The sequence below is a fragment of the Microbacterium bandirmense genome (assembly GCF_037204185.1).
GTDB classification, from domain to species: Bacteria; Actinomycetota; Actinomycetes; order Actinomycetales; family Microbacteriaceae; genus Microbacterium; species Microbacterium bandirmense.
In genome coordinates, this window is record NZ_JBBDGM010000010.1 from 45,289 (window position 1) to 57,511 (window position 12,223).

Here is a 12,223-nt window from a genome sequence, read left to right on the forward strand (position 1 = left end):
GCCTTCCGGGCAAGAGCGTCGCGCCCCAGGGCGCGGCGCTCTTGCACCCCGGCCAGCCGACGCCCGTACTCTGCCGTCCCCGCCCAGCGGTCACGCCAGCATCCGGCACACTAAGTCGCAGCGCGCCCGAGTGTGGCGTCGGGGTATACGATCGCGCACGGCAGAAGCACGCGCCGAGGCACGTCGTCGCCCGACAGGATGCTGGTGAGCATGCGCACCGCCTGCGCGCCGATCTCGGCGCGCGGAGCGCTGAGATGGGTGATCGGCGTCGCCTCGTTGTGCTGACTATCGGATTCGCCCAGCGCGACCAGCGATAGCGGACGGTCGGCAGAGCGGTTGCTGCGCGCGATCCCGCTCGCCTCCTCCGGGTCTTCGACGAACACGACGGTGACGTCGGACGCTGCCAGCTCATCGAGCACGCCGTCCGGGTTCTTCGGAGCGGATGCTGTGATGACCGCTTCTGCTCCGGCCTGATCGACCGCGCTCCGGAAGCTCTCCAACCGGTCGCGCGTCGACTCTGAGTCGTAGGGCAGGCGCACGTACCCGAACCTTCGATGTCCACGCTCGATGGCGAGCGTGACGAGTTCGGTCACAGTCGCGCAATAGGCGGCTCCTACGTAGGGAATGCGCTCATCGCCGTCACGTCGTCCGACAGCAACGAACGGGAACCCGCGATCGACCAGTGCGCTCAGCTCGCCGCCGTTCATCTCCCGGCCGAGCAGCACGCACCCGTCCGCCATCCGCAGACGACTGCCCTCGTGAAGCAGTCGCCGGCGCCCGTCCTGCGTGCGCGAGCTGGTGAACAACAGCAGATCCTGGCCGAGCGCCTCGGCAGCTGACTCCACCCCACGCAGCAAGGGCGCGTAGAAATCCGAGGACTCCCGCGGAAACGCCGACTCGTACGTGAACACGCCGATCAGCGCGTTCGATCTGCCGGCCAGCATCCTCGCCGCCGGATCGACGCTGTACCCGGTCTCTTCGATGACGCGCAGCACCCGCCGACGCGTCGGCTCCGAGACGCGCGTGGTCGCATCCGTGCGCCCGCTCACCACGAGCGACACGATGGCCTGGCTCACACCGGCGAGTTCGGCGATGTGTCGCTGGGTCAGACGCACCGGCTTCGAGGTCACCAGTTCATCCTGCGGCAAAGCTCGGGTGTCGCGCGACACCGCGCCCGATCATGCGCATTATCGGACCGCGACGGCGAAGAGCGCCGGCATCCGACTGTCCCGACGCGGACTCAGGTCAGTGCGGCGAGGAATGCGGCCTGACGCTCCCACTGCAGGCCGAGCCCGCCCTCGTGACCGTTGAAGTGGTAGTCGACGATGTCGGCGGAGCCGGCCCAGTGGTTGCGTGCCGCGTACACGGTCGACGGCGGGCAGGTCTGGTCGAGCATCGCGGCCGAGAACAGCGCCGGCATGTTCGCCCGCTTCGCGAAGTTCACTCCATCGAAGTACGACAGCGTCGTGAACACCTCGTCGACGCTGTCACGGTGCACGGCCAGGTACCGCACGACCTCCTGGTAGGGGTCGCGGTCGGTCAGTCCGACCGCGCGGCGGAAGTGACACAGGAACGGCACGTCGGGCATCGCCGCGATCAGCCCTTCGCTCAGCCCGGCGGCGGCGATCGTCAGCCCACCGCCCTGGCTCACACCGGCGACAGAGACGCGCTCGGGGTCGACGACGTCGAGTTGACGCACCGCGTCGACCGCCAGCACTGCGTCGGTTATGAGTCGACGATAGTAGTAATCCTGTGGATCGCGGATGCCCTGGGTCATGAACCCGGGTACCGCCGGCGTCGAGCCGTGCGGGTCGGCAGTGACCCCGCCGGTGCCCCACATGGACCCCTGCCCGCGCGTGTCCATGAACAGGTGAGCGTAGCCGGACACCGCCCACGCCAACCGTTCGTGCGGCAGCCCGCGTCCACCCCCGTAGCCGTTGTACTCGACCACGGCGGGCAACTGCCCGGAGTGACCGGTGGGCAGGGTGAGCCACGCGCTGACGGGATCACCTGCGAAGCCAGAGAATGTCACGTCGTACACCTCGACCGCCTGCAGCGCCGACGTCGAGCGACGAAGCTGCACGGGTCGCGCGCGAGCCCGCGCCTCTTGCAGCGTGCGCAGCCAGAAGGCATCGAAGTCGACGGGCTCCGCGACCTCGGGCCGGTAGTCGCGCAGTTCTTCGGGGCGAAGGTCGAAGCGAGGCATGTGAGCATCCTTCCAGACGGCGGCGATTGAGAAGCATCCGGGGGTGCACGCGATCCGCCGACCGCGTGCACCCCGATGTCGCTACGCCGTCCGACGGCGCCGACGGCCGATGGCCACGGCCGCTGCACCGGCAAGGAGCAGCAGCAGGCCGGCTGCCCACGCGGTGCTGGTGTCGGCGCCGGTGACAGCCAGGTCCGTCTCACCGTCCGCCGTATCAGCGGCTTCGACCGGGCCGGTCTGATCACCAGGGCGGTCCGGGTCGCCACCCGCGCCATCGGAGCCGTCGCCATCGGAGCCATCGCCATCGGAGCCATCGCCATCGGAGCCATCACCGCCGGGTACCTCGCCGTCAGCATCCGATGCGACGCGGAACTGCGCACTCGCTTCACCCGACTCGTCGCCGGTCAAGGTCACCGTGTGGATGCCGTCATCGATGTCCTGGGGAATGGTCCAGGAGAAGACGACCACGCCGTCCGAACCCGCAGTCTGCACGCCAAGGTCCAGAGGGTCGGAGTTCATGACACCGACGACACGCTCACCCGCCGCGAAGCCCGTGCCGGTGACGATCTGATCATCGCCAGGGGCAAGCTCGCTGTGTGCGAACGTGACGACAAGCTCAGCAGGTTCGCCCGGCTCACCCGGCACGCCCATGCACTCCTCGTACTGCTGAGCACTCGGCGAAAAGCGGAACCAGTCGAAGGTCGCCTCGATCTCGGGTGTCGCGGCCCCGCCGCGGAAGGCGAACGGGCCGACATGTGTGAACCGGGGCACTCCGGCGGCGGATTCCGCACTCAGCATCGACCCGATGCGGTCGAAGTTCACACCATCCGACGAGACCGAGCCTTCGATCTGCGAGCCGTCGCTCGTGAGCCGGAGCCAGATCTGTGAATCGTGGTAGCGCTGCTGCGTCGTGAATGACGGCGTGCCCGCCGAGACGAGCTCGACCACGCGGCCGGGCTTGGCCTGCCCCATGTCGAGCTTGAGGTAGTCGGTGTCGCTCGCGTAAAGCAGCAGTCCGGCCTGCTGGTAGGTCTGACCCGGATCGATCGTGATCTTCGTCGTCACCTGCCACGCCCCGTCGGGCAGCTCCTGCTGCAGCAGAGGTGCCGCGGCGACGCCGCCGGAATAGGTCGGGATCGTGAGCGTTCCGTCCGAGACTGCGTGGCGTGCGAGATCTTCACGCACGGTGCGGCCCCAGACGTCGTCGAGCCCCTCGTCGAACTCATCGGACCCCGGTGCGGCGCATGTCTCGAAGACGGGGTTGGCCTCGTCGGTCGGGAATCCACCGAATGTCGGCTCGATGACTGTCTCCGCGCCGTCCTTCGCCCACGCGATCGTGCCGCCCAGTCGGTCGCCTGCCTCGTAGAACAGGTAGGTGTCATCGCCGTCGCTGACGACCTCGGGCGCCGCCACGCGGCCGGTGTCCGTGCCCAGCCCGCTGGCGGAGTGCAGCAGGATCGGGGTGTCTCCGACCACGCGCAGCGTCTTGTCGATCGTGCGGGCGTAGCTGTTGCCGCTGGATGCGTGATACAGCAGGTACAGCTGGCCGTCGTGCTCCCACAGGTTCGGGCTCGAGACGTTCGCGCCCTCCTCCTCACCAGGGCTCAGGATCACCTGCGGATCGACCACCCAGTCGCGGGCGTCCACCGACTCGGCGAGGCGGATGCGGCGCACGCCGGGCAACCCGCCCGCGACGGGCGTGTTGTCATTGGTCATGTAGAGCATCGCGTAGTTGTAGGGCGAATCGGGGTCCGGATGCTCGAATACGCGCGCGTACGCCGACTGGACGGTCTTCGGGCCGCCCTCGACGTCGCTCATCGCGTTGTTGACAGCCACTCCGCCGTACTCGAAGGTGATGCCGTCATCGCTCGTGGCGTATCGCGTGGTCGAGTTGGTGCCGTGGAAGTAGAGGAACATCTTTCCCTCTTCGGCGTTCCAGAACGTGTCAGGCGTCGACACGTGGCTGTCACCGGACCGGCCGCCCTCGAGGTTGTAGTGCGGCTCCCACACCCGCGAGATCACCGGATTTCCGGTGTGCTCCGTCCAAGGGCCCTCCAAGCTGTCGGCGTACATCAGCACGATCCCGCCGGGGTCATCGTGCGGCGCCGTGTACAGGTACCACTCGCCAAGCGGATTCGCGAAGTGCTCCCCCGCGTGGAACACGCTCGGGAAGATGAACTCGTTGGTGGGGTTGTAAGTCATCTCCGATTTGTTCGTGATGATGCCCTGGTAGCCGAACACCGGCCAATCCGCCGGCGGGGGCGCCACCTCGGTCGTCACCATGCCGCCCGCACCGGGCGGTACCGCCGACGCGGGGAGCGTCCCCGCCGCCGCCATGACCGCGGCGACCCCGACCGCGACGACCGCCTGCGCGGCTCGACGCGAGCGTCTGAGCGTGATCTTCATCTCTTCTCTCCTTTGAGTGGCGCCCGCGTTCGAGCGCGACGATCAGCGGGCACTGCGCCCGAGATCTTGAATTGGCGCTGTCCGCCGATCAGCCCTTCAGCCCGGTGTTCGCCAGACCCTGCACGAACTGCTTCTGTGCGAAGAGGAAGACCACTAGCACGGGCACGACGGTGAGGGTCGTCGCCGCGAGCTGCACGTTCCACATCGGTCCGCCGTAGGCATCGACGTACTGCGTCAGCGCCTGCGGCAGCGTGAACATCTTCTTGCTCGACAGATACACGATCGGCTCGAGGTACAGGTTCCACGACTTCAGGAAGGTGAAGATCGCCACGGCGGCGAGCGCCGAGCGCGAGAGAGGGAAGGCGATTCGCCAGAAGATGCCCCACCGGCCCAGGCCGTCCATGCGTCCGGCTTCCTCGAGTTCAGCGGGCAGCCCGAGGAAGAACTGCCGCATGATGAAGATCGCCAGCACCGCAGGCGCGCCGAAGATCGGAATGACGATCAAGGGCCAATGCGTGTCGATCAGTCCCAGCCCGTTCACGAAGCGGAACAGGGGAACGATCGTCACCTCACTCGGCACGAGCAGACCGACGAGCACCACCAGGAACAGCGCGTTGGCACCGGGGAAGCGGATGCGAGCGAACGCGTATCCGGCCATGGCCGCCACCAGCATGGTGCCGACCGTGACGAGGGCGGCGATGTACAAGCTGTTCCAGTACTGCTGCGCGAACGGCTGCAGCCGGAACACCTCGCCGTAAGCGGCCGCAGTGGGATCGGCGGGCCACAGCGTCGGCACCTTCTGCAGGATCTCGCGCATGGGCTTGAAGCTCGAGGTGATCATCCACAGCGTCGGGAAGACGAACGGGATGCTGAGCACCGCCATCAGCGTGATCAATCCGGCGGCAACCCAGCGGCGCTTGCGCTTCGCTCCGCTCGATCGCACAGGTCTGCTGCTGCCGGTGACGACAGCGCGGGTGGACAGGGCTTCGGGCTCGGCCGTCTCAGTTCTCATGGAACACCCACTTCTTCCGGGTCTGCCACTGCACGAGCGTCAGGATCAGCACGATGATGAACAGCAGCACCGCGATGGCGCTGGCATAGCCGAAGTCGTTGAATCGGAACGCCTGCTGGTACAGGTAGTAGACGAGCACGGTCGTAGAGTTGCCTGGCCCGCCGCCGGTAAGCACGTCGATCTGGGCGAAGACCTCCAGCGAGCCGACGATGGTCAGGATCATCACGAGCATGATGGTCGGACTGATCATCGGCAGCGTGATCGACCGGAACCGGCGCCACGCTCCGGCGCCGTCGATGCGGGCGGCCTCGCTGATCTCCTCCGGCACACCCTGCAGGGCGGCGAGGAACAGGATCATGTTGAGACCGACGTTCTTGAACACCTGCACGACGATGACCGAGATCATCGCGGTGACCTCGCCGCGCAGCCAGTTCGGTCCCTCGATGCCGAGCAGCGACAGGAATCCGTTGATGCCGCCGTCGGCCTGCAGCAGAAAGCTCCACACGATGGTCCACGCGACCAGCGAGACGACCACCGGCGAGAAGAAGAACGTGCGGAACGTCGTCGTGGTGGGCAGCTTCTGGTTCAGCAGCACCGCCAGGAACAGCGCGAGAGACACATTCAGCGCGACCAGCCCGATGGAGAACCACAGGCTGACCAGCAGCGAATTGTGCAGACCCGGGTCTGCCAGCATCCGCTCGTAGTTGTCTGCTCCCGAGAACACGAACGTGTTCGCCAGCACGTTCCAGTCGTGCAGTGAGAACCAGACCACCGCGATGAGCGGGGCGATCACGAAGGCGAGCGAGCCGAGCACGACCGGCGCGACCATCGTGTATCCCACGATCCAGTCGCCGCGGGTCGCCGCGGAGCGGCGAGGACGACGTCCTCCCCGCTCCGCGGACTCGGCCGCCACGACGGCGGCAGTGGCGGTCATCCGATCAGCCCTCCAGCAGCGGCGTGATCGCCTCGCAGGTCGAGTTCAGCACGGCCTCGACGTCGGCATCCTTCTTCCACAGCGAGTCCAGCTGGGCGCGCACGGTGTCCTGCAGCTGCGCGAAGTTCTTGTGCGTCGGCTTCGTGACGGCATCCTGGATGCCCTCGACGACGACCGACTGCAACTGGTCCTCGCTCAGGCGCGGGTTGGCGGCGGCGAGCGTCTCTGCGTTCAGCAGCGACTCGCGGGGCGGCGGGAAGTACGTCGCCAGCTTCTCGGCGTTCTCGGGGTTGGTGAAGTACGCGAGGAAGTCGGCGGCGACCGTCGGATGCTCCGCGTTGGCGAACACGCCGATGCCGGCCTGCCCGATCACGTTCTGCTTGCCCGCAGGCCCGGCCGGCAGCGGCACGATGTCCCATGCGAACGAGTCGTCGAGGGCGGATGCCCGGCTGATCTGGGTGATGGTCATCGCGGCATCCCCGGCGAAGAAATCGGCAGTGACGCCCGGGCCGGGAATGGCACCGTCCTCGAAGACGGCGTCGTGGAACCAGGTGAGCGCGTCGATCATCGCAGGGTCGGTGAATGTGCACTGCGTGCCGTCGGCGCTCCACGGCGCGGCATCCCAGCCGCCCCAGACGCTGGCGAGGTTCTCCCACACCTTGTAGTCGAAGTCGCGCACGACCATGCCCGCCTTGCCGGTGTTCTCCGCCGTGGCTGCCGACATGTCGCGAGCGGCGTCGTAGGTCCAGTCGCCAGAGGCGACGAGGTCGGCCGGGTTGGCCTGACCGGCGGCCGAGAGCTGATCGGTGTTGACGAACATCGCGAACGGGCTGTTCGAGAACGGGTAGGCGAAGAGCTTCTCGTCCTGCTGCCACAGCGCCAGTGACGAGTCGATCAGGTCGTCGTAGTCGTAGCCCTCGGTGTTCTTGAGGGTGTCGGTGATGTCGGCCAGCGCGCCGGAGGAGACGAACTCGGGCGCGTAGCTCTCGAGGATCCACCCCAGGTCAGGGGCGTTGCCGCCGGCGAGCTGTGTGGTGAGGCTGGTGGTGTAGTCCTCGAACGGGATCGGCTCGAAGGTCACCTTCGAAACGAGGTCCGGGTTCTCGGCGACATAGGCGTCGGCGATCTCCTGGAACATCCCCAGCTGCGATTCATCGGCCGTCCACACGGTCATGCGCAGCTCGACGGGCTCATCGGGGGCCTCGGTGCCGGTGGAGGAACCACTGCATCCGGTCAGGGCGAGGGCGGCGGCGGAGATGCCGGCGCCGATCGCGATCGTGGCGCGCTTTCTGCGCGAGGTGTACGGGGTCATGCTCACTCCTTCGTGGGTCTGGTGCTGGGTGGGTAAGAGTCGGGATCAGTAGGCGTAGACGCGTCCTTCCGGCCAGTGACGCTCCACGCCCGTGTCGTCGAGCTCACGCTGGTAGGCGTCGAGCAGCTCGTCGTCGGCGTGCACGGCGTGCGGCCGGGTGTCGGATGCCAGGCAGTACGCAGCCAGGTGACCGGCGGCTTCGCCGATGTTCCATTCGACGGGGTGCAGCCGGTAGCAGCCGTTGGTGATGTGGGTCGTGCCGATGTTCTTGTTCGCCGCGATCAGGTTGGTCATCCGCTGCGGGATGAGTGCGCCGAGCGGGATCTCGAACGGGGTCGAGGCGACATCGATGTACGTGTCGCCCCCGGTGGACGGGTGCAGGTCGATGCGGTACATTCCGACGCCGACCGAGTCACGGTAGCGGGTGGCGCCCGCATCGCCGCGCACCGCGTACGACACGTCGTTCTCGGTGATCGTGGTGACCGCGCGGATGCGGCGCGACTCGCGGTGGTAAGGCGCCTGCGCGAGCCCGTCGTCCGAACCCATCACTTCTGGCAGCAGACGCAGGCCGGGGTAGCCGGTGCCTCCGTCGGGGCGGGGTGCCTCGGTCTGCATCCAGTACAGCATCGACAGGCTCAGTTGCCTGGCGCGCTCATAGTGGGTCAGCTCGTCTTCGCGCGACGCATCGAGCACGGGCGCGAGGAAGTAGTCGATGCTCGGCCAGTTCACCAGGCAGATGTCGCTGTCGTAGAAGCCCGCCTCGAACATGTCTCGTGCGGCGATGCGCCGGAACGTCCACAGGTTCTGGTCACCGGCATTGCGCGACTGGTCGGCGTCGACCTCGCTCACATCGTCGCCGGGGTTGGGGTCGAAGTTGCGGTCGTCGATCACGAGCGTTCGCGGGTTGGGGGCCCGCCATGACAGCATCCGATTCCCTTGCCATGCCTCCGGTGCGTACGCGCGCCAGAAGTCGTATTCGGCCGGCCGCTCGATCGTGTGGTCGCCCTCGGCGTGTTCGATCGCGAAGCAGATGCTCAGCGCCTGCACATTGTCGGGCTGCGCAGTCTCGGGCGCGCTGGGCTCGCCGGTCTCGGCACGCGATTCGAACCCGATGACGTACTCTGTGCCGGTCAGCGGCAGCAGCTCGCCGGTCTCGGTGGCGTCGATGACGTAGTCGGCGGCCACGGTCGTGCGGGCGTCGTCGAGCACCGACTCGAGCGTCACTGCGCTGATCCGGTCGCCGTCGACGCGCGCCGCGACGGGGCGCATGCGCTCGAGAAGGCGGATGCGGCCGGTCGATCGGTACGGCGCGAGCATCTCTTCGAGCACGCCGACGGCGACGCGCGGTTCGTGGCACAGCTTCGACACCCAGCCCGCACCGGGGTTGAGGTCCGCGCGTCCGCGGGCGGCGTCGGTGAGGGGATAGCGGCGGCGGTACACCTCTCGGATGCCGTCACGCAGCGCCCGGTAGCGTGCGGTGACCCCGAATTCCTCGACCCACGGATGCTCATCTGGCGGCACGCCCTGCGAGGTGAGCTGCCCGCCGATCCATGGGAACTCCTCGGTGAGCACGACGCGGGATCCTCGGTCGGCGGCGGCCAGGGCTGCGGCGATGCCGCCGAGGCCGGCTCCTACGATGAGGATGTCGGTCGTCAGGTCAGGCGTTGTCACGGATGGGTCCTCTCGGATATGGGGGCAGGGGCGAGCGACGTGCCGTCGACGTCGGGGCAGGGAAGCATCTGATGCAGGTCGGCATCGTCCAGGCGCGAGCGGGAATCGGATGCTGCACGCGAGTCCTCATCGACGATGCGCGAGAGCAGCACGAGCGCACGGGCACCCATCTCCTCCCGGGGCACGGTGAACCCCGACCAGCTCACATCGCGCTGACGCAGGTGGTGCGACTGGCCGAGCAGCAGGAACGACACGTCATCGGGCATACGCACTCCGCGCTGCCCGAGTGCGTCGACGATCTCGTCCGGTGACTGTTCGGGCGCGACGAGGATGGCGGTGAGACGGCGTTCGACGATCTCGTCGGCGCCCGCCTGCGCGTCGTGCATGTCGACGAAACGCAGCGGCAGGCGATCGGCGCGCATGGCCCTGGTGTAGCCGTCGATTCGGTCGATGGAAGCCTGATCGGCGCCCTGCGGACCGACGTATCCGATGCGGGTGTGCCCGAGCGCGCGAAGCCGCCCGACCTGCCGTGCGGTCGCCTCGACATAGTCGGCGCCGACATAGGGCAGGCGACCGCCCTCGCTGACACGCTTTCCGATGAACACGAAGGGATAGTTGGTGTCGAGCAGGTGCTGCAGTTCGCTCTGGTCCTCACGTTGCCCCAACAGCAGGCATCCGTCGGCGAGGCCGAGGCGCTGCCAGCCGTCGCGGGTCAAGCGGCGGCGACCGTCGACGACACGCGCCGAGGTGAACAGCAGCATGTCGACGCCGAGCTGCTCGGCGGCGCGCTCGATGCCGTTGAGGAACCCGCCGTAGAAGTCGCGGCCGCCGCGCGGGAATGTCTTCTCGTAGGTGAAGACACCCAGGATCTGGTTGCGGCCGCCGGCCAGGCGCTGTGCGACAGGGTTGGCGGAGTAGCCGGTGATGCGGATGGCCTCGAGCACGCGGTTGCGGGTCTCTTCGGAGATGCGCACGCCGATCGGAGCGTTGCCGTTGAGCACGAAGCTGACGGTCGACTGGCTGACGCCGGCCATGGCGGCGACGTCGGCCTGGGTGAAGCGATGGCGTGGCATCGATCCTCCTCGATCGGGATGGGTGTTGGGTGGCGCGCGTGATTCCCGAGTCTCTGATGCCGGGGCGCGATCGGTCAAGATGATAATGCGCATTATTTATGCCCCGCAGCCATCCTGGTGCGCCCTGCTGGCGTGGACTCACCGTGGCGTAATCCGCATTATCGGATGCACGGCCGAGGCTCGTGCGGACACGCGATACGCTTCGTGAGTGAACTCACCGCATGAAGAAGCCGAGGACCTCTCCGCCTACAGCGAGGGTCGCCAGAAGCGCATCCGCGTCATCGCCTGGGTGACCATCGCCTCGCTCATCCTCGTCGGTGGCGGTGCGACCGTGCTGACACTGCTGTTCGGCTGAGCAGAGACCGTGCCGCAGTCACACCACCCGATCGTGGTGATGGGTGTGTCCGGCGCAGGAAAGACGACGATCGCCCGGCTGATCGGCGAGCGGCTCGGGATGCCCTTCATCGACGCCGACGACCTGCACGACGAAGCGAACGTGGCGAAGATGAGTGCGGGTATCCCGCTCACCGACGAGGATCGGATGCCCTGGCTCGAGCGCGTCGGGAACGCGCTCTCTCAGCATCCGACGCCCGTCATCGCCTGTTCGGCACTCAAGCGCGCTTACCGCGACGTGCTGCGCGGACGCGCACCGCGCACGCGGTTCGTGATGCTCGACGCCGACCTCGAACGCCTCGCCAGCCAGGTCTCGCACCGTGAGGACCACTTCATGCCGCCGGCGCTGCTGCAGTCGCAGCTCGACACGCTCGAGCCGCTGGAGGCCGACGAGCCGGGTGTCGTCATCCAGGTCGACGCCGGGCCCGACGAGCTCGTCGCGCGCGCGGTCGACGCGCTCGCCTGAGCCCCGGCCGGCGCCCGCTACGATTCTGCAGTGATGAACGCTGACCTGCAGCGGCTGCGCGCCGCCCTCGAATCCGAACGCCCTCTCACCTGGGTGCTCACCGGCGATTCCATCACCCACGGACTTCTGCACACCCAGGGTGCCCGCAATTACGTCGATCACCTGCACGAGCTGATCCGCGGCGACATGGGCCGAGTGCAGGACGTGCTGATCAACACGGGCATCAGCGGCTGGCGAGTAGTGCTGCTGCTCGAAGACTTCGACCGGCGCGTGGCCATGTGGCGCCCGGACGTCGTCACGCTCATGATCGGCACGAACGACTGCTCGGACGCCGGCGTCTTCCCGGTGGTCTCACCCGCGCAGTTCGCCGCCTCGGTCACCGAATTCGTGCGCCGGGTGCGCGCCACCTGGGCGATCCCGGTACTGCAGACCCAGCCCGCGATCGACGTCGCCAACGCCCCCGAGCGCGCCCGCATCGCCGACTTCGCGCAGGCGATCCGCGATGTCGCCGCTGCCGAGGACGCCATCCTCGTCGACCAGTTCGCGAAGTTCGCCGAGCTCGGCGCGGGCGACGTGCCGCACAGCCTGCTCGACGATCCCTTCCACCCCGGAGACGCCGGTCACGCCGCGCTGACCCTCGAGATCGCCCGCGTGCTCGGGCTGCGCGCGCCGGCAGCATCCGACCGCGTCCTGCCCGACCTGACCCAGCGCGTCGCACGCGCGATCTGACGGCTGGTTGCCCGAGACTCG

Annotated in this window: 11 protein-coding genes; 3 read left to right on the forward strand and 8 right to left on the reverse strand. The window is 67.7% G+C overall.

What is annotated here, in order from left to right; translation table 11 throughout:
- Positions 1 to 110 precede the first annotated feature (110 nt).
- From WDU99_RS12240 to WDU99_RS12275, 8 genes are all read right to left on the reverse strand, one after another.
- Positions 111 to 1,130 carry a LacI family DNA-binding transcriptional regulator gene (locus tag WDU99_RS12240; RefSeq protein ID WP_337332744.1) on the reverse strand — a complete coding sequence of 340 codons (1,020 nt, stop codon included), beginning with the start codon at positions 1,128 to 1,130 and terminating at the stop codon, positions 111 to 113.
- A 110-nt stretch (positions 1,131 to 1,240) separates the two neighbouring features.
- On the reverse strand, positions 1,241 to 2,206 hold the full coding sequence (locus WDU99_RS12245) for an acetylxylan esterase (RefSeq protein ID WP_337332745.1): 966 nt from the start codon (positions 2,204 to 2,206) through the stop codon (positions 1,241 to 1,243).
- Positions 2,207 to 2,287: 81 nt separating this feature from the next.
- On the reverse strand, positions 2,288 to 4,612 hold the full coding sequence (locus WDU99_RS12250; protein WP_337332746.1) for a beta-xylosidase family glycoside hydrolase: 2,325 nt from the start codon (positions 4,610 to 4,612) through the stop codon (positions 2,288 to 2,290).
- Positions 4,613 to 4,700: 88 nt separating this feature from the next.
- A complete protein-coding gene (locus tag WDU99_RS12255; protein WP_337332747.1) occupies positions 4,701 to 5,624 on the reverse strand; it encodes a carbohydrate ABC transporter permease in 924 nt (307 codons plus the stop codon).
- A complete protein-coding gene (locus WDU99_RS12260; RefSeq protein ID WP_337332748.1) occupies positions 5,614 to 6,558 on the reverse strand; it encodes a carbohydrate ABC transporter permease in 945 nt (314 codons plus the stop codon). The genes WDU99_RS12255 and WDU99_RS12260 overlap by 11 nt, the downstream gene beginning before the upstream one ends.
- 4 nt (positions 6,559 to 6,562) lie before the next feature.
- Positions 6,563 to 7,870 carry an ABC transporter substrate-binding protein gene (locus WDU99_RS12265; protein ID WP_337332749.1) on the reverse strand — a complete coding sequence of 436 codons (1,308 nt, stop codon included), beginning with the start codon at positions 7,868 to 7,870 and terminating at the stop codon, positions 6,563 to 6,565.
- A gap of 45 nt (positions 7,871 to 7,915) precedes the next feature.
- Positions 7,916 to 9,541: an FAD-dependent oxidoreductase gene (locus WDU99_RS12270; RefSeq protein ID WP_337332750.1), complete on the reverse strand. Its 1,626-nt coding sequence runs from the start codon at positions 9,539 to 9,541 to the stop codon at positions 7,916 to 7,918.
- A complete protein-coding gene (locus tag WDU99_RS12275) occupies positions 9,538 to 10,614 on the reverse strand; it encodes a LacI family DNA-binding transcriptional regulator (protein ID WP_337332751.1) in 1,077 nt (358 codons plus the stop codon). The genes WDU99_RS12270 and WDU99_RS12275 overlap by 4 nt, the downstream gene beginning before the upstream one ends.
- Before the next feature lie 208 nt (positions 10,615 to 10,822).
- On the opposite strand from WDU99_RS12275, the gene WDU99_RS12280 reads away from it, so the two are divergent.
- Genes WDU99_RS12280 through WDU99_RS12290 form a run of 3 tightly spaced genes read left to right on the forward strand, consistent with a single transcriptional unit; the run spans position 10,823 to position 12,202 of the window.
- On the forward strand, positions 10,823 to 10,969 hold the full coding sequence (locus WDU99_RS12280) for a hypothetical protein (protein WP_337332752.1): 147 nt from the start codon (positions 10,823 to 10,825) through the stop codon (positions 10,967 to 10,969).
- 9 nt (positions 10,970 to 10,978) lie between these two features.
- On the forward strand, positions 10,979 to 11,473 hold the full coding sequence (locus WDU99_RS12285) for a gluconokinase (RefSeq protein WP_337332753.1): 495 nt from the start codon (positions 10,979 to 10,981) through the stop codon (positions 11,471 to 11,473).
- Positions 11,474 to 11,506: 33 nt separating this feature from the next.
- Positions 11,507 to 12,202: an SGNH/GDSL hydrolase family protein gene (locus WDU99_RS12290; RefSeq protein WP_337332754.1), complete on the forward strand. Its 696-nt coding sequence runs from the start codon at positions 11,507 to 11,509 to the stop codon at positions 12,200 to 12,202.
- Positions 12,203 to 12,223 lie beyond the last annotated feature (21 nt).